Source organism: Burkholderia arboris (genome assembly GCF_038723655.1).
GTDB lineage: Bacteria > Pseudomonadota > Gammaproteobacteria > Burkholderiales > Burkholderiaceae > Burkholderia > Burkholderia arboris.
This window is the reverse complement of record NZ_CP109821.1, coordinates 2,133,466-2,154,307: the sequence shown is the minus strand read 5'-3', so window position 1 is coordinate 2,154,307 and position 20,842 is coordinate 2,133,466. Positions and strand designations below refer to the sequence as shown.

22 protein-coding genes are annotated in these 20,842 nt (G+C 66.8%); 15 read left to right on the top strand and 7 right to left on the bottom strand.

Going from position 1 to position 20,842, the window contains the following annotated elements:
• Positions 1 to 104: 104 nt before the first annotated feature.
• The 6 genes from OHZ10_RS10115 to OHZ10_RS10090 all read left to right on the top strand — a co-directional run bounded on the left by OHZ10_RS10115 (position 105) and on the right by OHZ10_RS10090 (position 5,936).
• Positions 105 to 884, top strand: coding sequence for a TatD family hydrolase (locus OHZ10_RS10115; RefSeq protein ID WP_174992988.1), 780 nt, complete (start codon positions 105 to 107; stop codon positions 882 to 884).
• Between the two features lie 45 nt (positions 885 to 929).
• Positions 930 to 1,640, top strand: coding sequence for an ankyrin repeat domain-containing protein (locus OHZ10_RS10110; RefSeq protein ID WP_059233955.1), 711 nt, complete (start codon positions 930 to 932; stop codon positions 1,638 to 1,640).
• Between the two features lie 120 nt (positions 1,641 to 1,760).
• A complete protein-coding gene (locus tag OHZ10_RS10105) occupies positions 1,761 to 2,117 on the top strand; it encodes a Rap1a/Tai family immunity protein (protein WP_006485939.1) in 357 nt (118 codons plus the stop codon).
• Between the two features lie 89 nt (positions 2,118 to 2,206).
• Positions 2,207 to 3,379: a mechanosensitive ion channel family protein gene (locus tag OHZ10_RS10100; RefSeq protein ID WP_256084992.1), complete on the top strand. Its 1,173-nt coding sequence runs from the start codon at positions 2,207 to 2,209 to the stop codon at positions 3,377 to 3,379.
• Positions 3,380 to 3,416: 37 nt separating this feature from the next.
• Positions 3,417 to 4,592, top strand: coding sequence for an AAA family ATPase (locus tag OHZ10_RS10095; RefSeq protein WP_342702306.1), 1,176 nt, complete (start codon positions 3,417 to 3,419; stop codon positions 4,590 to 4,592).
• A 279-nt stretch (positions 4,593 to 4,871) separates the two neighbouring features.
• Entirely contained in the window at positions 4,872 to 5,936 is a 1,065-nt protein-coding gene (locus OHZ10_RS10090) for a glycosyltransferase family 4 protein (protein WP_059233958.1), read from the top strand.
• Between the two features lie 105 nt (positions 5,937 to 6,041).
• On the opposite strand, the gene OHZ10_RS10085 is transcribed toward OHZ10_RS10090, so the two are convergent.
• The 3 genes from OHZ10_RS10085 to OHZ10_RS10075 form a co-directional block, all read right to left on the bottom strand.
• Positions 6,042 to 6,629 (bottom strand): BPSL1445 family SYLF domain-containing lipoprotein, encoded by a 588-nt coding sequence (locus OHZ10_RS10085; protein WP_059233959.1) that lies wholly within the window; start codon positions 6,627 to 6,629, stop codon positions 6,042 to 6,044.
• A gap of 247 nt (positions 6,630 to 6,876) precedes the next feature.
• Complete coding sequence (locus OHZ10_RS10080; RefSeq protein ID WP_050013249.1) at positions 6,877 to 7,326, bottom strand: hypothetical protein; 450 nt, start codon at positions 7,324 to 7,326, stop codon at positions 6,877 to 6,879.
• A 258-nt stretch (positions 7,327 to 7,584) separates the two neighbouring features.
• Positions 7,585 to 7,875: a PsiF family protein gene (locus tag OHZ10_RS10075; protein WP_059233960.1), complete on the bottom strand. Its 291-nt coding sequence runs from the start codon at positions 7,873 to 7,875 to the stop codon at positions 7,585 to 7,587.
• A 271-nt stretch (positions 7,876 to 8,146) separates the two neighbouring features.
• On the opposite strand from OHZ10_RS10075, the gene OHZ10_RS10070 reads away from it, so the two are divergent.
• Entirely contained in the window at positions 8,147 to 9,169 is a 1,023-nt protein-coding gene (locus OHZ10_RS10070) for an asparaginase (protein WP_059233961.1), read from the top strand.
• Positions 9,170 to 9,255: 86 nt separating this feature from the next.
• Here the strand turns inward: OHZ10_RS10070 and lysM are convergent, their stop codons facing one another.
• The 4 genes from lysM to gcl form a co-directional block, all read right to left on the bottom strand.
• Positions 9,256 to 9,726, bottom strand: a complete 471-nt coding sequence (lysM, locus tag OHZ10_RS10065; protein WP_059233962.1) for a peptidoglycan-binding protein LysM — start codon at positions 9,724 to 9,726, stop codon at positions 9,256 to 9,258.
• Between the two features lie 459 nt (positions 9,727 to 10,185).
• Positions 10,186 to 11,079 carry a 2-hydroxy-3-oxopropionate reductase gene (locus OHZ10_RS10060; RefSeq protein ID WP_059233963.1) on the bottom strand — a complete coding sequence of 298 codons (894 nt, stop codon included), beginning with the start codon at positions 11,077 to 11,079 and terminating at the stop codon, positions 10,186 to 10,188.
• A 41-nt stretch (positions 11,080 to 11,120) separates the two neighbouring features.
• Complete coding sequence (gene hyi / locus OHZ10_RS10055; RefSeq protein ID WP_011657073.1) at positions 11,121 to 11,930, bottom strand: hydroxypyruvate isomerase; 810 nt, start codon at positions 11,928 to 11,930, stop codon at positions 11,121 to 11,123.
• Between the two features lie 43 nt (positions 11,931 to 11,973).
• Entirely contained in the window at positions 11,974 to 13,749 is a 1,776-nt protein-coding gene (gene gcl / locus OHZ10_RS10050; RefSeq protein ID WP_059233964.1) for a glyoxylate carboligase, read from the bottom strand.
• A gap of 171 nt (positions 13,750 to 13,920) precedes the next feature.
• On the opposite strand from gcl, the gene OHZ10_RS10045 reads away from it, so the two are divergent.
• The 8 genes from OHZ10_RS10045 (at position 13,921) to dnaB (ending at position 20,799) form a co-directional block, all read left to right on the top strand.
• Positions 13,921 to 14,832 carry a LysR family transcriptional regulator gene (locus tag OHZ10_RS10045; RefSeq protein WP_059233965.1) on the top strand — a complete coding sequence of 304 codons (912 nt, stop codon included), beginning with the start codon at positions 13,921 to 13,923 and terminating at the stop codon, positions 14,830 to 14,832.
• A 161-nt stretch (positions 14,833 to 14,993) separates the two neighbouring features.
• On the top strand, positions 14,994 to 15,635 hold the full coding sequence (locus tag OHZ10_RS10040) for an RNA polymerase sigma factor (RefSeq protein ID WP_059233966.1): 642 nt from the start codon (positions 14,994 to 14,996) through the stop codon (positions 15,633 to 15,635).
• Positions 15,625 to 16,521 carry an anti-sigma factor gene (locus tag OHZ10_RS10035; RefSeq protein ID WP_342702302.1) on the top strand — a complete coding sequence of 299 codons (897 nt, stop codon included), beginning with the start codon at positions 15,625 to 15,627 and terminating at the stop codon, positions 16,519 to 16,521. Before OHZ10_RS10040 ends, OHZ10_RS10035 begins: the two co-directional genes overlap by 11 nt.
• A gap of 243 nt (positions 16,522 to 16,764) precedes the next feature.
• Entirely contained in the window at positions 16,765 to 17,139 is a 375-nt protein-coding gene (rpsF, locus tag OHZ10_RS10030) for a 30S ribosomal protein S6 (RefSeq protein WP_004193673.1), read from the top strand.
• 40 nt (positions 17,140 to 17,179) lie between these two features.
• Positions 17,180 to 17,479 carry a primosomal replication protein N gene (gene priB / locus OHZ10_RS10025; protein ID WP_034188684.1) on the top strand — a complete coding sequence of 100 codons (300 nt, stop codon included), beginning with the start codon at positions 17,180 to 17,182 and terminating at the stop codon, positions 17,477 to 17,479.
• Positions 17,480 to 17,483: 4 nt separating this feature from the next.
• The gene (gene rpsR, locus OHZ10_RS10020; protein WP_006486248.1) at positions 17,484 to 17,759 is read left to right on the top strand and encodes a 30S ribosomal protein S18; all 276 of its coding nucleotides are present in this window, start codon (positions 17,484 to 17,486) and stop codon (positions 17,757 to 17,759) included.
• 27 nt (positions 17,760 to 17,786) lie between these two features.
• Positions 17,787 to 18,239, top strand: coding sequence for a 50S ribosomal protein L9 (gene rplI / locus OHZ10_RS10015; RefSeq protein ID WP_342702290.1), 453 nt, complete (start codon positions 17,787 to 17,789; stop codon positions 18,237 to 18,239).
• 139 nt (positions 18,240 to 18,378) lie between these two features.
• Complete coding sequence (gene dnaB, locus OHZ10_RS10010) at positions 18,379 to 20,799, top strand: replicative DNA helicase (protein ID WP_342702288.1); 2,421 nt, start codon at positions 18,379 to 18,381, stop codon at positions 20,797 to 20,799.
• Positions 20,800 to 20,842: the final 43 nt, after the last annotated feature.

Sequence of the window (20,842 nt, the reverse complement as noted above, 5' to 3'; positions counted from 1 at the left end):
GGATCGCATGGCGACGCGCGCCGGGCTTGCCGGCCCGCGAACGCCGCCCGTTGCCGCATGCCGGCGAGCGCATGGGCGCCCGTCTTACGTATTCAGGAAACACGATGTTCGTCGACTCTCACTGCCACATCAATTTCAAGGGCCTGGCCGACCGCCTGCCGGCCGTTCTCGAGAACATGCGCGAGCATGACGTCACGCACGCGCTGTGCGTGTCGGTCGATTTCGAGACGCTGCCCGACGTGCTTGCGATCGCGGACGCGCACGAAAACGTCTACGCGTCGGTCGGCGTGCATCCCGATCACGAGGACGCGCGCGAGCCGACGCTCGCGGAGCTCGTCGAGCTGGCCGCGCACCCGAAGGTCGTCGCGATCGGCGAGACGGGCCTCGACTACTACCGCCTCGAAGGCCGCTCGATCGCCGACATGGAATGGCAGCGCGAACGCTTTCGCACGCACATCCGCGCGGCGACCGCGACGATGAAGCCGCTGATCGTCCACACGCGTTCGTCGTCGGAAGACACGTTGCGGATCATGGCCGAGGAGCGTGCGGACGTGCCGGGCGGCGTGATGCATTGCTTCACCGAGCCGTGGTCCGTCGCCGAGCAGGCGCTCGCACAGAACTTCCATATCTCGCTGTCGGGCATCGTCACGTTCAAGAGTGCGACCGACGTGCAGGACGTCGCGCGGCGCGTGCCGCTCGACCGGCTGCTGATCGAAACCGACTCGCCGTACCTCGCGCCGGTGCCGTATCGCGGCAAGCCGAATGAACCTGCGTACGTCAGCCATGTCGGACGCTTTATCGCATCCGAGCGCGGGATCGCCGTCGAGGCGCTCGCCGATGCGACGACGCAGAACTTTTTCCGGCTGTTCAAGATCGCCCGCTAACGACGTGCGCGCAGCCGATACAACCCAGGGAAGGAGCCCACAACAATGACGAAGCCGACCAATCATCTGTCCAAACGTGCACTCGCCGCCGCCGCACTGGTCGCGAGCGGCCTGTTCGCCGCCGCCGGCGCGCACGCCGAGTCGCTCGACGCGATCGTCAAGGCCGTCAAGTTCGACGACATCGCCGACATCGGCAAGCAGCTCAAGAGCGGCAAGCTCGACCCGAACACGCTCGCGCCGAACGGCGACCCGATCCTGGTGATCGCCGCTCGCGAGAAGTCGGACAAGGTCGCGGCCGCGATCGCGACGACGCCGAACGTCGACCTCGAGAAGGAAGACAAGGCCGGCGAGAACGCGCTGATGCTCGCGTCGCTGAACGGCGATCTCGCCCTCGCGAAGCTGCTGATCGACAAGGGCGCGGAAGTCAGCAAGAAGGGCTGGGCGCCGCTGCACTACGCGGCGACCAACGGCCAGGACGCGGTCGTCAAGCTGCTGCTCGATCACGACGCGTACATCGACACCGCATCGCCGAACGGCACGACCCCGCTGATGATGGCCGCGCGCGGCAACCATGCATCGACGGTCAACCTGCTGCTCGACCAGGGTGCCGATCCGCAGGTGAAGAACCAGCTCGGCATCACCGCGCTCGAGTTCGCGAAGCACTACAAGGCGCCGGACGCGATCGACATCCTGAGCAAGCGGACGGAGCGCGTCGGCGGATCGGCGCCGGCAGATGCGCAAAAGAGTGCAAAATGACGGTTTTCGGTGCGGCGGACGGTACGCCCGCCCGGCCGGATTCCGGCCGGAGCAGGGTGCCCGGCGCCGCGCCGGCCAAGGCAGCAGGCGGTCTCGGGCCGCATTGACATAAGGAACACCATGTTGCGCGCAATGTTTTGTGCCGCGGCGTTTGCCGTACCGTTGTCGGCGGCGGCTTTCACGGGCGCGGATCTCGACCGGCTGTGCGCGAAGACGGACGTCAAGTCGCGGGCGTCGTGCGCGGCCTATATCGAAGGCGCCGCCGACGGCGTCTACAACACGATCGACGCGATCGGCGGCACCACGGGGCCGCGCGTCGGCCAGTATTTCTGCCTGCCGCCCGACATCCGGGCGCAGCAGATGACCGACGCGGTGCGCAAGTACATCGCGGAAAATCCGAAGCTGGCCGACTACAACGCGAGCACCGCGGTGTCGCTCGGTCTCGGCAAGGCGTTTCCGTGCAGGAGCGGCAACTGATCTGACGCCGTGTCCGGGGACGTACGCGGCCCGGACGTCGCCGACGCATCCAGGACGAGGCGCGCGCGCCTCATCAGCCAAGGGCGCCGATGATTTCAATCGAGGAACTGCAGCGCATCGCCGATGCGCCGCTGCATTCGTGGCTCGGCACGCTGGCCGTGTCGGTCATCGTCATACTGGTCGTCACGGTCGTGCACCGTCTCGGCGCACGCATCGTCAAGCGCATCGCGCAGCCGTATCCGCTGATGAGCGCGATCCTGCGCTACATCGACAAGCCGTCGCTCGTCGTGATCGCACTGCTGGCGCTCGAATTCCTGTGGGTCCAGGCGGACGACGGCATGTCGTTCGTGCGCGGCATGCGCACCGCGGCCGCGGTCGGCTCGATCGTGTCGCTCACGTGGCTGCTGGTGCGGCTCGCGGCCGGCGTCGGCGACGCGATCATCCAGGCCCATCCGATCGATACGGCCGACAACCTGCAGGCGCGACGCATCCATACGCAGGCCAGGGTGCTCGTGCGGACCGTGATGGTGCTGATCGTGATCATCGGCACCGGCGCGGCGCTGATGACGTTCCCGAACGTGCGCCAGGTCGGCGCGAGCCTGCTGGCGTCGGCCGGCGTCGCGGGGCTGGTTGCCGGTATCGCCGCGCGGCCGGTGCTCGGCAACCTGATCGCCGGGTTGCAGATCGCGCTCACGCAGCCGATCCGGCTCGACGACGTGGTCGTGATCCAGGGAGAGTGGGGGCGCATCGAGGAAATCACCGGCTCGTTCGTGTCGGTACGGCTGTGGGACCAGCGGCGCCTCGTCGTGCCGCTGCAGTGGATCATCGAGAACCCGTTCACGAACTGGACGCGCAGTAGCTCGGAGATCATCGGCACCGTCTACCTGTCGGTCGACTACCGCACGCCGCTCGCGCCGCTGCGCGAGGAGCTCGCGCGGCTCGTCCATGCGGCGCCCGAGTGGGACGGCCGTGTGCAGGTGTTGCAGGTGACCGACGCGACCGAGCGCACGATGCAGTTGCGCGCGCTGGTCAGCGCGGCCGATTCGCCGTCGTGCTGGGATTTGCGCTGCCGCGTGCGCGAAGGGTTGATCGCGTACCTGCAGGACCGCTATCCGCAATGCCTGCCGCGCAGCCGGATGGAGCTGTATCCGCATGAATCGGCGCCGGACGCGCCGAATCCCGAACGGCCGCATGCGCGGGCGCCCGCCGCCAGCACGGCGGCCCATACCGCAGCCGATCCGCAGGCCGCCGAAGGCCGCTAAGCGCGGCCCGGTGCCTTTTTCCGTTTTTCCCGTTCCCATGACTGCGCTGAAGACGCTCGCCATCGCCAATTACCGCTCGCTGCGCGAGCTGATCGTGCCGCTCGCGGCGCTCAACGTCGTCACGGGGCCGAACGGCAGCGGCAAGTCGAGCGTGTATCGCGCGCTGCGCTTGCTCGCCGACACCGCGCAGGGCCGCGTGATCCCGTCGCTTGCCCGCGAAGGCGGGTTGCCGTCGACGCTGTGGGCCGGCCCCGAGCGCTTCTCGCGCGCGATGCTGGCCGGCGAGGCGCCGGTCACGGGCACGGTGCGCAAGGGGCCCGTGAGCCTGAAGCTCGGCTTTGCGTGCGACGATTTCGGCTATTCGATCGATCTCGGCCTGCCGGTGCCGAGCCATTCGCAGTTCGCGCTCGACCCGGTGGTCAAGCGTGAATGCATCTGGGGCGGCGCGCTGCTGCGCCCGTCGACGCTGCTGGTCGACCGGCAGGGCGCGCAGATCCGTGCGCGCACCGCGTCGGGAGACTGGCAGACGATTCCGCAGCCGGTCGCGAGCTTCGACAGCATGATGACCGAGTTCGCCGATCCGACCGGTGCGCCCGAGATGATCGCGGTGCGCGAGCGGATCCGCTCGTGGCGCTTCTACGACCATTTCCGGACCGACGCGCAGGCGCCGGCGCGGCAGTCGCACATCGGCACCCATACGCCGGTGCTCGCGGACGATGGCGCCGACCTGGCTGCCGCGCTGCAGACGATCCGCGAAATCGGCGACGCGGCGGCGCTCGATGCGGCGATCGACGACGCATTTCCCGGCGCGTCGGTCGAGATCGACAATCCGGGCGGACGCGGCCGTTTCGACGTGCTGATGCGACAGCCGGGGCTGCTGCGGCCGCTGGCGGCGGCCGAACTGTCCGACGGCACGCTGCGCTACCTGCTGCTCGCGGCCGCGCTGCTGACGCCGCGCCCGCCCGCGCTGATGGTGCTGAACGAACCGGAGACGAGCCTGCATCCCGATCTGCTGCCCGCGCTCGGCCGCCTGATCGCACAGGCGGCGCAGCGCTCGCAGGTGCTCGTCGTGTCGCACGCGGCGCGGCTCATCGCGACGCTCGAGCGCGAGGCCGGCTGCGAATCGCTGGTGCTCGACAAGCAGCTCGGTGCGACCGCGCTCGTCGACGCCGATACGCGTGACCTGCCGGCCTGGAAGTGGCCGTCGCGTTGACGGGGGGAAGGGCGCGTGTTCGGCGGAGATCGGCGCCTGGCGGGGCCGGATCGGCCCGGCTGTGCCCGATGCGGGGCCACCGGGCCGGGCTGGCCGAATGTATCCGGTCTGTAACAACATCCAAAAAATGCAAGACCGGCGGTTCCGCGCATCGGGATCGCGAATAATAATGAGATATCTGGCTGGCGCCATGCCGGCCGGCGCGGCACGGGCGCGAAAGCGAAAGCGTGGACGCCCGCCGGCTGCGCCGCAACGGACAGGACACAGGAGACGTGGACCATGAGAATTGCGCAGATCGCCCCGCTGACCGAATCCGTGCCGCCGAAGCTGTATGGCGGCACCGAGCGCGTCGTGTCCTACATCACCGAGGCGCTCGTCGAGCTCGGCCATGATGTGACGCTGTTCGCGAGCGGCGACTCGACGACGCGGGCGAAGCTCGAGCCGGTCTGGCCGCGCGCGCTGCGGCTCGATTCGTCGATCCGCGACCGCGTCGCGCCGCACATGCTGCTGATGGAGACGGTCGCGCGCCGCGCGAAGGATTTCGACGTGCTCCATTTCCACATGGACTACTACTCGTTCTCGGTCTTCAACCGGCAGGAAACGCCTTACGTGACGACGCTGCACGGCCGGCTCGACCTGCCCGAGCAGCAGCCGGTGTTCGACACGTTCAACACGGCGCCGGTGATCTCGATTTCGAACTCGCAGCGCCAGCCGCTGCCGCAGGCGAAATGGCTGACGACCGTCTATCACGGGCTGCCCGATACGCTGTACATGCCGCAGCCGGTCGAGCCGCGCTATCTCGCGTTCCTCGGCCGTATCTCGCCGGAGAAGCGCGTCGATACCGCGATCCGCATCGCGCGCCAGTGCGGGTTGCCGATCCGGATCGCCGCGAAGATCGACGCGGCCGACCAGGAGTACTTCGACCGCGAGATCAAGCCGCTCTTCGCGTTGCCGCACGTCGAATACATCGGCGAGATCGCCGATCACCAGAAGGCCGAATTCCTGTCGGGCGCGCATGCGCTGCTGTTTCCGATCGACTGGCCGGAGCCGTTCGGCCTCGTGATGATCGAGGCGATGTCGTGCGGCACGCCGGTGATCGCGTTCAATCGCGGCGCGGTGCCCGAAGTGCTGGACGAGGGCGTGTCGGGGTTCATCGTCGAGGATGAAATCAGCGCGGTCGCTGCCGTGAACCGGCTGCACCTGCTGCCGCGTGCGCGCGTGCGGCAGCGCTTCGAGGAGCGCTTCACGTCGCGCCGGATGGCGCAGCAGTACGTCGACGTCTACCAGTCGGTGATCCGCGCGCAGAAGCGCTCGCGCTTCAAGGTGATCGACTCGACGACCTGAACGGCCTGACGCAGCACGCGGACGGATAAAAAAACGGCGATGCCCGCAAGGACATCGCCGTTTGCGCATGGCCCGCGCGCGGCGCGCACGGGCGGTGCGTCAGCGTCAGATCTTGAGCTTCGTGACCTTCGTGCCGTTGATCGACACGTCGCCCATCAGGCCTGCGTTCGTCAGTACGACGACCTGGACCGGCGCGGTGGCCGTGGTCGTGTCGACCGCGCCGTTCGCGCCCATCTTCACGAGCGCGACCGATGCGCCGGCACCGGCTGCCCAGCCGTCCGAGCCGCGGAATTCGTCGAGCGCTTCCTGCGTCATGAACAGGAACACGATCGCCTTCGACTGCGCGCCGGCCTGCAGGCCGACCGACAGCGACGACGTGTTGTAGTAGCCGACCGTGCTGCCGCCGACGCGCAGCGCGCCGTTGCCGGACTGGCCGCCGACGATGAAGCCGGCCTGGATCACTTCGGGGAACACCAGCACGCCGCGCGATTTCGCGACGAGTTCGCGTGAACCCTTGACCGTGGAGTACATGCGCGACAGCGTGGCGTCGACGCTCGCGTCGATCGACTGGCGCTTCGACGCGTTGGTTGCCGCGTTGTCCGGCTTGTCCGGGGTGGTGGTGCAACCGGTGAGCGCGAGGCTACCGACGATGAGCGCAGCGGCGGCTTTCAGCACAAGATTCCGTTTTTGCATCGTTCTTCTCCATCGGATGACGTTCGGAGTGAGTCTCGCTCATGGAGCGGATCACGTCGGCAGTTATATCACAGCGGATTACAGCCTCTTTTCGTCAGGTCATGAAAAAGCGTCAAATCGCTTGGGGGTGTCGCGGCGCGCCAACGGACGAAGCGACGCTGGCGCGTGCGGGGCGCGCCCCGCGCGTGGTCGGCGCGCGGGGCACTTAACGGTGAATCGGGAGGGCGACGGGTGCGTGCGGCGCACGTCAGTGCGTGACGGGCGGGACCGGCGGCTTGATCGGCGGGCGGCGCAGCGCACGGCGGATCAGCGCGATCACGACGCCGCACGCGAACAGGAACGCAGCCGGGACGACCCAGTAGCCGACGAACGCGTGCCACAGGTAACCGGCGAGCGTATTGCGGCGCACCACGTATTCGTCGCGGGCCGCCTGCTGGCGCGGCGCGTTGGCGGCGAGCACGTCGGCCGGGCAGCCGGCCGCGCGCGCCTCGTCAGGATCCCCGTGGCACTTCGCGGCCGCGCCGGCGGCCTGCTGCGCATCGGTGAGCTGCCAGGTGGTCAGCGCGAGCTGCAGGTCCGCCTTGTTGTAGGCCATTTCCTCGCGGATCTCGCGCACGGCGACGATCGCGACGGGCACGGCCCAGAACACGATCACGATCAGCCAGCGGCGGAACCAGCGGTGTTGTCTCCATGCCATCCAAGCCTCCGTTTGACGCGCGTGCGCGTCCGTCTCGAGGGCGGCCCGATGGCGCTTCTTGTACTTGGGTGGGCCGCGTTGCAGCCATCATAGAAGAAAACGCGGCGAATTGCCGCACCATGTGGCGGCGGGCCGGAAAAACGGGGCGGGAAGGGGTGAAGCCGGCTGGAAACGGGTGCGTCGATGCGCGCGCAACGAAAACGAAAATGCCGCGCCCGCCGAAGCGGTGCGCGGCATTCGAGACGGGAGCGCCGGAACTCAGGCGGCCGGCTGATTGCTCAGGCAGCTCTTCATGAACGCCTTGCGGTCGTCGCCCTTCTTGCCGGTGGCCTGCGTGTTGCACGCCTTCATCTTTTCCTGCTGCGTCATCGCCTTCGCGGGCTTCGCCGACAGGCAGTCCTTCATGAACGCCTTGCGTTCGTCGCCCGTCTTGCCGGTTGCCTGGGTGTTACAGGCCTTCATCTTGTCCTGCTGGCTGTTCGCCGCGAATGCGGGGGAAGCCAGCATGCCGCCGAGAAGCACTGCGGCTACGAGCGATTGGATTTTCATTTCGACACTCCCATGGGGTGAATTGCGTGTTATCGACGCCGTCACGAAGCACGCGGCGTTGCGGATAGGGCCGCATCGCACCGTGCGCTCCGATTATGGCAAATCAATGTGAAAACACCAAAACGGCACTTCCTATAACGTTGCGGACGCCACGGCCGTTGACGGCGCGCGCGGCCGGGCGATCGGGACAAACCATGACGTGCGGCCGCCGGCACCGGCTGCCGGGCCGGAACCTGCCGGATCCCGGCCACGAGCCATTACAATCGCGGCCATGAATACTCCGAATTCCGCATCTCCTTCGTCCGCGGCGGGGCTGCCGCGCATCGCCGTGCTCGCCACCGGCGGCACGATCGCCGGCGCCGCACCCGACGCGGCCAGCACGGCCGGCTACCAGGCCGGCGCGCTCGGCGTCAATTTCCTGGTCGACGCGGTGCCGGCGCTCACATCGGTCGCGCGCATCGACGCCGAGCAGGTCGCCAGCATCGACAGCAAGGATCTCGCGCTGCCGCTGTGGAACACGCTGGCCGCGCGGATCGACGCGCTGATGGCCGATCCGTCGGTGGACGGGATCGTGATCACGCACGGCACCGATACGCTCGAGGAAACCGCGTACGCGCTGCATCTGGTCGTGAAAGGCGACAAGCCGGTCGTGCTGACGGCTGCGATGCGGCCGGCGACCGCGCTGTCGTCCGACGGCCCGCTGAACCTGCTGAACGCCGTGACGGTGGCCGCGCATCCGGCCGCGCGCGGGCAGGGCGTGCTGATCGCGTTCAACAACCGGATCCATGGCGCGCGCGATGTCGTGAAGACGAGCACCTATGCCGTCGACGCCTTCCAGTCGCCGGAACTCGGCGCGCTCGGCTGGGTGCAGGACGGCCGGGTCGAATTCGCGCGCCGCGCGACGCGTGCGCGCGACACGCAGCTGGCGATCGCCGCGGCCTGGCCGCCGGTCGAAGTCGTCGCGAGCTATGCGGGCGTGACGCGCACGGCCGTCGATGCGCTGGTTGCTGCCGGCGTGCGCGGCCTCGTCGTCGCCGGCACGGGAAACGGGTCGATCCATGCGACGCTGCAGGCGGCGCTCGCCGATGCAGCGAATGCGGGTGTGGCCGTGGTCCGCGCGTCGCGCGTCGGATCGGGGCATGTGATGCGCAACGGCGCCGCGAACGACGACGCGCTCGGTTTCGTCAGCGCGGGCTCGCTGAATCCGTTCAAGGCGCGCGTGCTGCTGATGCTCGCGCTCGCGAACGGCATTCACGATCGCGACGCGCTGCAGCGCGCGTTCGATACGCTGTAACCGGGGCGCACCGGGCGGGCGGCGCGTCGCCCATGAAAAAAGGCAGGCCTGCGGCCTGCCTTTTTTGCGTCAGTCCGGCGGAATGCTCAGGACTGCGGCGGAATCACGAGCTTCTGGCCCGGGTAGATCCGGTCCGGGCTCGACAGCATCGGCTTGTTCGCTTCGAAGATCACCGGGTACTTGTTCGCGTCGCCATACACTTCCTTGGCGATCGCCGACAGCGTATCCCCGGACTTCACGTCGTGATACTGCACTTCCGGATCGTCCGGCTGCAGATCGTCGTCATTGACGCCCGCGACCCCCTGCACGTTGCCGGCCGCGACCTTGACCTTCGCCTTCGTGTCGAGATCGGCGACGCTGCCCGACAGCGTGACGGTGCGCGATGCGCCGTCGAACGCGACGGTCAGGTTCGACGTGTCGAGCCCTTGCGTGCTGATGTAATTCTTGATCGCGTCGGCCGCGGTTTGATTCGCGGCATTCGGATCTTCCGCCGCTTGCGCGTCGGCATGACCCAGCAGTTTTTCACCCGCCTCTTTGATAAACGAAAGAAGACCCATCGCTGCACTCCCTAGGTGGTTGAAAAGAAAACGCGCCGTGAAGTGGCGAAAAAAACACCGCGCTGGGCGCGGTCACCGGAGGTGCACGCAAGCGCGGCGGTTTTCTCGAAAGGCGTGGCGAAAGTGTAGGCGTTCAGCGCGACGATTGCATGAAAAATCGCACGCTTGAACGTAAAGAAATGTAATACGCGAAATCCGACAGGCGGACACCCGACGACGACGTCTGACCGACCAAGGCTTCCCCGGCGCCGCCGGGTGCCGCTGCGGACCCCACCACGCCGCTCTCAGCCCAGAGCGGCGTTTTTCGCCCCGTCCCGCATGCCGTTGGCGATGCAGGGCGGGGCGCCCCACCGTGATGCGCGCCTATTCGCGCATCGATGCGCCCGGCCGCGGCCGGGTCGCGCGTGTCTGTCGCGCGCCTCCGCCATTGCAGCGGAAACGCGCGTTGCGGCAGTCGCGTTACGCGGCCGGCGTCTGGCCGATTTCGAAGTTCGACATGATCTCGAGCGCGCGCACGAGTGCCGAGTGATCCCATGCCTTGCCGCCGTGCGATGCGCACACGCTGAACAGCTGCTGCGCGCTTGCCGTGTGCGGCAGGGCGAGGCCGAGCTTGCGTGCGCCGTCGAGCGCGAGGTTCAGGTCCTTCTGGTGCAGCTCGATCCGGAAGCCCGGGTCGAACGTGCGCTTCGTCATCCGCGCGCCGTGCACTTCGAGGATGCGCGACGCGGCGAAGCCGCCCATCAGCGCCTGGCGAACGCGTTCCGGATCGGCGCCCGAGCGTGCGGCGAACAGCAGTGCTTCGCCGACCGCTTCGATGTTCAGCGCGACGATGATCTGGTTCGCGACCTTGCAGGTCTGGCCCGCGCCGTTGTCGCCGACGAGCGTGATGTTCTTGCCCATCTTCTCGAACAGCGGCTTCGCACGCTCGAAGGCCTGCTCCGGGCCGCCGACCATGATCGTCAGCGACGCTTCGCGTGCGCCGACTTCGCCGCCGGACACCGGCGCGTCGAGGTAGTCGCAGCCGAGTGCGTTGATCTGCTTTGCGAATTCCTGCGTGTCGAGCGGCGAGATCGAGCTCATGTCGATCACGAGCTTGCCGGCCGTCAGGCCTTTCGCGACGCCGTCGTCGGCGAACAGCACGTTACGCACGTCCGGCGTGTCCGGCACCATCACGACGATGACGTCGGCGTTCTTCGCGACTTCGGTCGAGTTGGCGACGACCTTCGCGCTCGTGCGCAGGTCGTCCGGAATCGGGAACGCGCCGTTCACGACGAGCTGGTGGTCGCCCTTGAGCAGGTTGCGCGCCATGTGCGCGCCCATGATGCCGAGGCCGATGAAACCGATGGTTGCCATGTGAAAGTCTCCTATAGGGCTGATAACGGGAAGGGCGCTTCTCAGGCGGCGCGACGCGCGGAGCCCGGTGCGCAGCCGGCGACGCTTTGCAGCCAGCCGAGGCCTTCCGTCGTGGTGGTACGGGGCTTGTACTCGCAGCCGACGTAGCCGGCATAGCCGAGCCGGTCGAGCAGCGCGAACAGGAACGCGTAGTTGATCTCGCCCGTGCCCGGCTCGTTACGGCCCGGGTTGTCCGCGAGCTGGACGTGGCCGATCGATGCGAGGTTGCGTTCGATCGTCGCGGCCAGTTCGCCTTCCATGCGTTGCATGTGATAGATGTCGTACTGCAGGAACAGGTTGTCCGAGCCGACCGCGCGGATCACGTCGAGCCCTTCCGACGAGCGGTTCAGCGCGAAGCCCGGGATGTCGAAGCTGTTGCACGGCTCGACGAGCAGGCGGATGCCTTCGCGCTTCAGCGCGTCGGCCGCAAAGCGCAGGTTGTCGACGATCGTGACGAACGTCTTGTCGCGCGCCGTGCTGGCCGACGGAATACCGACGAGGCAGTTCAGCTGCGGCACCTTCAGTGCCTTCGCGTACTCGATCGCACGGCCGACACCTTCCTGGAATTCGCCGACGCGATCGGGCAGGCACGCGATGCCGCGTTCGCCCTGATCCCAGTTGCCGGCGGGCAGGTTGTGCAGCACGAGGCGCAGGCGATGCGTCTCGAGCCGCTCGGCGAGTTCCTCTTTCGCGTACGGATACGGGAACAGGAACTCGACGGCGTCGAAGCCCGCGTCGGCGGCCGCCTTGAAGCGGTCGAGGAACGGCACTTCGTTGAACAGCATGGTCAGGTTTGCAGCAAACTTCGGCATGAGCTAAGCCTCTTCGGTCGGTCAGTCAAAAATGTCGTGCGGTTCAGTCGAGCATCGAGATCGCGGTCGGTGCGTGTTCGGCCTTTTCGGCGAGGTCTTCGAATTCGTTGATCGCGTCGATTTCGGTGCCCATCGAGATGTTCGTCACGCGTTCGAGGATCACTTCGACGACCACCGGCACGCTGAACTCTTCCGCGAGCGTTTGTGCCTGGCGCAGTGCCGGCTCGATCTCTTCCGGCTTGAACACGCGCAGCGCCTTGCAGCCGAGACCTTCCGCGACGGCCACGTGATCGACGCCGTACCCGTTCAGTTCCGGTGCATTCACGTTGTCGAACGCGAGCTGCACGCAGTAGTCCATATCGAACGCGCGCTGCGCCTGACGGATCAGCCCGAGGTACGAGTTGTTCACGACGACGTGCACGTACGGCAGCTTGAATTGCGCGCCGGCTGCCAGTTCCTCGATCATGAACTGGAAGTCGTAGTCGCCGGACAGCGCGACGATCGGGCGGCTCGGGTCGGCAGCACGCACGCCGAGCGCGGCGGGGATCGTCCAGCCGAGCGGGCCGGCCTGGCCGCAGTTGATCCAGTTGCGTGCCTTGAACACGTGCAGGAACTGCGCGGCGGCGATCTGCGACAGCCCGATCGTGCTGACGTAGCACGTATCGCGGCCGAACACCTTGTTCATCTCTTCGTACACGCGCTGCGGCTTGACCGGCACGTTGTCGAAGTGCGTCTTGCGCTGCAGCGTGCGCTTGCGTTCCTGGCATTCCGAGACCCATGCGCTGCGGTCCTTCAGCTTGCCGGCGGCCTTCCATTCCTGTGCGACCGCAACGAACAGCTCGAGTGCGGCCTTCGCGTCGGACACGATGCCGAGGTCCGGACCGAACACGCGGCCGATCTGCGTCGGCTCGATGTCGACGTGCACGAACTTGCGGCCCTTCGTGTAGACCTCGACGCTGCCCGTGTGGCGGTTCGCCCAGCGGTTGCCGATGCCGAGCACGAAGTCGGACGCGAGCATCGTGGCATTGCCGTAGCGGTGCGACGTCTGCAGGCCGACCATGCCGGCCATCAGCGGGTGATCGTCCGGAATCGCGCCCCACGACATCAGCGTCGGGATCACCGGCACGCCGATCGTTTCGGCGAACTGGACGAGCAGGTCTTCGGCTGCCGCGTTGAGCACGCCGCCGCCCGACACGATCAGCGGCTTGTCCGCATCGTTGAGCATCGTGATCGCTTTCTCGATCTGCGCGCGGGTGGCCGCGGGCTTGTAGACCGGCAGCGGTTCATACGTGTCGATGTCGAATTCGATTTCGGCGAGCTGCACGTCGATCGGCAGGTCGACCAGCACCGGGCCCGGACGGCCCGAGCGCATCAGGTGGAATGCCTGCTGGAACACGCGCGGCACGAGCGCCGGTTCGCGCACGGTGACGGCCCACTTCGTGACCGGCTTCGCGATCGACTCGATGTCGACGGCCTGGAAGTCTTCCTTGTACAGGCGTGCACGCGGCGCCTGGCCCGTGATCGCGAGGATGGGAATCGAGTCGGCGGAAGCGGAGTAGAGACCGGTGATCATGTCGGTGCCGGCGGGGCCCGACGTGCCGATGCACACGCCGATGTTGCCCGGTGCCGCACGCGTGAAGCCTTCGGCCATGTGCGACGCGCCTTCGACGTGGCGGGCCAGCACGTGGCTGATGCCACCCGACTTGCGCATGGCGGAGTAGAACGGGTTGATTGCTGCGCCCGGCACGCCGAACGCGGTCTGGATGCCTTCTTTCTCGAGCACGAGCACTGCTGCGTCGACGGCTCTCATCTTGGCCATGAATGTCTCCTTGAATGTGGCGGATCTTGCGAATGGGTCTGTTGGGGACACTTTAGGGTTGCAGGAAAGGTTTGATAAGATCAGCCCGAGTCGCTTATTTCGAAACTAAAAGTATGGAATGACGGCCGGACGGGCCTCCCGCCGGGGCCGGAACAGAGACGGAGACAGGAGATGGATCGCTTCAAGCAGATCGAGACGTTCGTGCGGGTGGCCGATGCCGGCAGCCTCGCGGCGGCGGCGCTCGAGGAGGGCGTGTCGCCGGTGGTGCTCGGGCGGCGCATCGACGCGCTCGAGAAGCGCCTCGGCGTGAAGCTGATGTACCGCTCGACGCGGCGGCTGGTGGTCAGCGAGGAGGGCGCCGCGTTCCTCGAGCGCTGCCGCGGGTTGCTGTCCGAATGGGACCAGGCCGAGAACGAGCTGGCCGCCGGGCGGCGCGCGGTCAGCGGGCACCTGATCGTGTCGGCGCCGGCCGCGTTCGGGCGCAAGCACGTCGCGCCGCACGCGCCCGGCTTTCTGGTCGACAAGCCCGAGATGCAGCTGTCGTTCAACCTGACCGACCGCGTCGTCGATCTCGTGCGCGAGGGCTACGACCTGTCGATCCGGATCGGCGGCGCCGTCGATCCGAACTTCGTCGCGGTGAAGCTCGCGTCGAACCGGCGCGTCGTGTGCGGCACGCCCGACTATTTCCGCCGGCACGGCCGGCCGAAGTCGCTCGACGACCTGCTGAAGCACAACTGCCTCGCGTTCAACCTGCAGGGCGGGCAGAACCGCGGCTGGTATTTCCAGCGCCACGGCAAGATCGCGACGATGCGCGTGGCCGGCAACCTCGACTGCAACGACGGCGAGCTGCTGCACCGCTGGGTGGCCGAGGGGCTCGGGCTCGGCTGGCGCTCGACGTGGGAAATCGCCGCGCAGCTCGAGACGGGCGAGCTCGAGACCGTGCTCGACGAATACGCGCTGCCCGACTACGACATCCTCGCGGTCTACCCGCAGCAGCGCTACGTGCCGGCGCGCGTGCGCTATTTCATCGACTACCTGCGCGCCGCGTATGCGCGCCCCGGCTACTGGAGCACCACGCCGTAACGGACGCGGGCGCCCGGCCATTTTTTTACGCTTCTTGCGCCCGGCGCGGGAATAAACTCGACGCAGCAACGGTATGGTCATCGAGCGTGCACGTTGCCGGTCTGTCCGGGCGCCGTGCGCGGAACGGGCGCGGCATCGGCCGCCGGGACCAGGGAGGCCATGTGGGGCAAGCCGGACAGGCGGTCGATGAACGGGCGGCAGACGATGCGGTTGCGCGCGGCGAGCGGTTTCGCGCGCTCGTGCTGCCGCATCTCGACGCCGCGTATAACCTCGCGCGCTGGCTGAGCGGCAATGCCGGCGACGCGGACGACGTCGTTCAGGACGCGTGCATGCGCGCGCTGCGCTTCGTCGATTCGTGTCGCGGCGACAACGCGCGGCCGTGGCTGCTGACGATCGTGCGCCATACCTGGTACACGGAGTGGCGGCGTCGCACGCATGCGCACGAGGTCGCGCTGCCCGATACGCTCGACGACACCGACGTGCCCGACGACTGGCAGCCGGCGACGGAGGATCCGCTGGCGCACTTGCTGCGCGGCGAGAACGTGCGGCTCGTGAACGCGGCGCTCGCGAAGCTGCCGCCCGAATACCGCGAGGTGCTCGTGCTGCGCGAGATGGAGGACCTGAGTTACCGCGAGATCGCGGCGATCGCGGACGTGCCGGTCGGCACGGTGATGTCGCGGCTCGCGCGCGGCCGGCGCAAGCTCGCCGCGCTGCTGGGCGGCGCGCCGGCACCGGCGCCCGAAGGCAGGCCGGGCCGTACGCCGGCCGGCGGAACCGCATCGGAGGCTATCGATGGACTGTAACGAAGCGCGAGCGTTGCTGGACGCGGACGTCGACCGCGAGCTGTCGGCGCCCGATGCGTTGCGGGTCCAGCAGCATGTCGAAGGGTGCGACGCGTGCCGCCGCGAACGCGCGCGGATCGTCACGCTGGTGCAGGCCGTGCGGCAGGCCGATTATCACCGTGCGCCGGATGCGCTGCGGGCGAGCATCCTGGCGAGCCTGCCGGCAGCGGCCGACGCGCCCGTTCGCGAGCCGGCGCGGGCAGAGCCGCCGCCCGAGCGTCAAGCGCAGCCGAAGCCGCGGCCGCGCAGCCGCGGCTGGTTTCCCTGGCTGGCGGGGCGGGGCGGGTCGACACGGCCGGCCGTGGCCGGCGGCGGGCCGCGCGCCGCGGCATTGCCCGGGCTCGGCTGGGGCGTCGCGCTGCTGGTGGCGCTCGCGGCGGCGGGCGGGATGACGTTGTCCGCGCGCCACGCGGACACCGACCGCACGGTCGACGAACTCGTCTCGAGCCACGTGCGGGCCGACCTGTCGGCGCGCGACATCGACGTGATCTCGACCGACCGGCACACGGTCAAGCCCTGGTTCAACGGCCGGCTCGACTATGCGCCGCCGGTCGAGGATCTCGCGGCGAACGGCTTCGCGCTGGTCGGCGGCCGGCTCGACTACGTCGGGCGGCGCCGTGTCGCGGTGCTCGTCTACCGCTACCGGCAGCACGTGATCGACGTGTACGTGCGGCCGGCCGGGGAAGGGCCCGGGGCACCGTACACGACCGTGTCGCAGGGTTATGCGCTCGACCGCTGGGACGCGGCCGGGATGACGTGGTGGGCCGTGACGGACGCCGAGCCGTCGGCGCTCACGGCGTTCAAGGCTGCGCTCGACACGCGGCTCTCCGGCACGCGCAGCGAGTGACGGCGCGACACCTGTTGCGCCCGGTGCGTGTCCGGCCGACTACCTTCAGACCCCGGTAAAACGAACCGACGGGCGGCCGCGTGCACCGGCTCGCCCGTTCAAGTCGTTGAAAACATGGCCGAATCCGCGCGCCAATCGTTGATTGGCCTTGCATGCGCCCCGTAACCGGGTTAGAATCTTCGGCTTCTCACTTGCCACACCGGTTCAGACGCCCGGGTGGCTTTAATCCACAAGGAGTGTGTAATGCGTCATTACGAAATCGTCTTCATCGTGCACCCGGATCAAAGCGAGCAAGTGCCCGCGATGATCGAGCGCTACAAGTCCACGATCACGTCGCACGGCGGCCAGATCCACCGTGTCGAAGACTGGGGCCGTCGCCAGCTGGCCTACATGATCGAGAAACTCGCGAAGGCTCACTACGTCTGCATGAACATCGAGTGCGACCAGACGACGCTCGACGAACTCGAACACGCGTTCAAGTTCAACGACGCCGTGCTGCGTCACCTCATCGTCAAGATGAAGAAGGCCGAAACCGGCCCGTCGCCGATGATGAAGGAAGTTCAGCGCGAAGAAGCCAAAAAGGCGGCTGCAGCTCAGCCGACCGAAGCGCAGGCTTAAGTTCGTCATTCATTAAGCCATCAAGGAGCGCGTCACTCTCGTGAACAGGTTGCAATTGACGGCGAGCGTCGTCGAACGCGCACCGGTGCGATATACGCCGGCAGGTGTTCCGATTGCTAGCGCCACATTGCAGCACCGCACGGAAGTCGTCGAAGCAGGCATCCCCCGCCAGGTCGAAATGACGATTGAGGCAGTGGCGGCCGGTGAGGCGAGCGGCAGGCTGGAAAGTCGTGAAATGGGCGTCGAAACGCTGTTCACGGGCTTCCTGGCCAAGAAAAGCCGTAACGCGAGAACCTTGGTGTTTCACATCACAGCATTGCAGGACATTGGAAAGGACTGAAATCATGCCCCGCCCGACTGGTAAGAAATTCGACAAGCGTCGTCAGCAACAAAACCCGCTCTTCAAGCGCAAGAAGTTCTGCCGTTTCACGGCTGCAGGCGTCGAGCAGATCGACTACAAGGACACGGAAACGCTGAAGGACTTCATCGGCGAAAACGGCAAGATCACGCCGGCTCGTCTGACGGGTACGAAGGCGCACTATCAGCGTCAGCTGGATACGGCCATCAAGCGTGCGCGTTTCCTCGCGCTGCTGCCGTACACCGATCAGCACAAGGCGTAATCAGGCGACGCAATAAGGAGAATTCGAATGCAAATCATTCTGTTGGAAAAAGTCGCCAATCTGGGCAACCTCGGCGATATCGTCAAGGTCAAGGACGGTTACGCTCGCAACTTCCTGATCCCGAACCGCAAGGCTCGCCGTGCAACGAAGGAAGCGATCGCCGAATTCGAAGTGCGCCGCGCTGAACTCGAAAAGATCGCCGCTGAAAAGCTGGCGGCATCGCAGGCAGTCGGCGAGAAGCTGAACGGCCAGTCGTTCGAAGTCACGCAAAAGTCGGGCGTTGACGGCCGTCTGTTCGGCTCGGTCACGAACGGCGACGTCGCAGAACTGCTGAAGAAGGCAGGCTACGAAGTCGAGAAGCTGCAAGTTCGCATGCCGGAAGGCCCGCTGAAGATGATCGGCGAGCACAGCGTTCAGGTCGCGCTGCACACGGACGTCGTCGTCGACGTCACGATCAACGTGATCGGCGACCACGCGTAAGCGTACGCAAGCTTTCCGGGCGGCTTCCGTCGTCCGGACAAGGGCAGGCGCCCGGGCAACCGGGGCCTGCCTTTTTTATTGTCCGATCGCTGGCGGCCGGTATGGCGTCGTCCTGTGTAATTCGCGATAATCCCAACCCATGAACGCGCCGCAAGATCCTCAAATCGAATCGCTGAAAGTCCCGCCGCATTCGGTCGAAGCCGAGCAATCGGTGCTCGGCGGGCTGTTGCTCGACAACGCGGCCTGGGACCGGATTGCCGACTTCCTGTCGCAGGGCGATTTCTACCGCTACGACCACCGGATCATCTACGAGCACATCGGCCGCCTGATCGCGTCGACGCGCCCGGCCGACGTCGTGACCGTGTACGAAGCGCTGACCACGTCCGGCAAGGCCGACGACGTCGGCGGGCTCGCGTACCTGAACGCCCTCGCGCAGAACACGCCGAGCGCCGCGAACATCCGCCGCTATGCGGAAATCGTGCGCGACCGTGCGGTGCTGCGCCGGCTCGTGTCGGTCGCCGACGAAATCTCGGCCGACGCATTCAACCCGCAGGGCAAGGAAGTCCGCCAGCTGCTCGACGAAGCCGAATCGAAGGTGTTCTCGATCGCGGAAGACGGCGCGCGCGGCAACCAGGGCTTCCTCGAGATCGGTCCGCTGCTCACGCAGGTCGTCGAGCGTATCGACACGCTGTACCACACCGCGAACCCGAGCGACGTCACGGGCACGCCGACGGGCTTCGTCGACCTCGACCGGATGACGTCCGGGATGCATGGCGGCGAACTGATCATCGTCGCAGGGCGTCCGTCGATGGGTAAGGCGCAGCCGCTCGATGCACGCGTCAGGACACTGGCGGGATGGAAGCGGATGGGCGAGCTGGCGGTCGGCGATGCGCTTGCTTCTGTCGACGGCGGCTCGTCGGTCGTGACGGGCATCTTCCCGCAAGGCGAGCGCCAGGTGTATCGGGTTCGCTTTTCCGATGGTCGCTCGGCCGAATGCTGCGACGAGCACCTTTGGTGCGTCCATTTCCGCGAGTGGGAGAAGCCGCGCGTGCTGTCGACGGCGGAGATCCGCACGTTGCTGACGCGCGAGCGGTACCGGAACCGGTTGTGGGTCGACATGCCGAGCGGTGAGTTCGGTCATCGCGACGCGCTGCCGGTCGATCCGTGGGTACTCGGCGCGCTACTGGGTGACGGTGCGCTCGGCGGTACCGCCGTGCGTTTCAGCGTGAAGGCCGAGGAAACATTGAACCGGATGCGTACGCGCGTCGACGCGTCGCTCGAACTCGAATATGCGGGTCAGTACGACTGGCGCATTAAGCGTCGGCCATCGACGGCAGAGGCCCGACCTTCCGTCAACCCGCTCAAAGCTGCGCTCGAGCAGCTCGGTGTGTGGGGGAAGACGAGCTACGACAAATTCATCCCGCGCATTTACCTCGATGCGGACAAGGATGCCCGACTCGACCTGCTGCGTGGACTGCTCGATGCCGACGGCTGGGTCGAGTCGTGGGGCACGGTGCGCTATTCGACCGCCAGTGCGCAGTTGGCGAACGATGTGTGCGAACTGGCACGTTCGATCGGCGCGTGGTGCCAGATAACCGAAAAGGCGACCAGCTTCACGGTCGACGGTGAACGCACGGCCGGCGCGACGGCCTACACTTGCACGATCAGTCATCCGGATCCGCAGAGCCTGTTCCTGTTCGAGGGCAAGCGCGAGCGGCTCACGGGCGGGCGTACGCGCCGGAAGATGCCGGTTATCACCGGCATCGAGCCGACGCGCCGGACAGCGACGCAATGCATTTCGGTCTCGCATCCGTCGCGGCTGTACGTGACCGACGATTACGTCGTGACCCACAACACTGCGTTCTCGATGAACATCGGCGAATACGTCGCGGTCGAGTATGGGTTGCCGGTCGCCGTGTTCTCGATGGAAATGCCGGGCACCCAGCTTGTGATGCGTATGCTCGGCTCGATCGGCCGGCTCGACCAGCACCGGATGCGGACGGGTCGCCTGACGGACGAGGACTGGCCGAAACTGACGCACGCGGTGCAGAAGATGAGCGAGGCGCAGCTCTTCATCGACGAGACGGGCGGTTTGAACCCGATGGAACTGCGCTCGCGCGCTCGGCGTCTTGCGCGGCAATGCGGCAAGCTCGGCCTGATCATCGTCGACTACCTGCAGCTGATGTCGGGTTCGTCGCAGGGCGAGAACCGCGCGACCGAAATTTCGGAAATCTCGCGATCGCTGAAGAGCCTCGCGAAGGAGCTCGACGTGCCGGTGATCGCGCTGTCGCAGCTGAACCGCGGCCTCGAACAGCGCCCGAACAAGCGCCCGGTGATGTCCGATTTGCGCGAATCAGGCGCAATCGAACAGGATGCTGACGTGATCCTGTTCATTTACCGCGACGAAGTTTACAATCCGGACAGCCCCGACAAGGGCACGGCCGAAATCATCATCGGCAAGCAGCGTAACGGTCCGATCGGCCCCGTTCGGCTCACGTTCCTGGGGCAATACACGAAGTTCGATAATTTTGCAGGGGCGCAGACGTTCTACGGCGAGTAAGGCCGATTGTAAAGTCCTAAATCGCCAAACGTTGTATCCAATC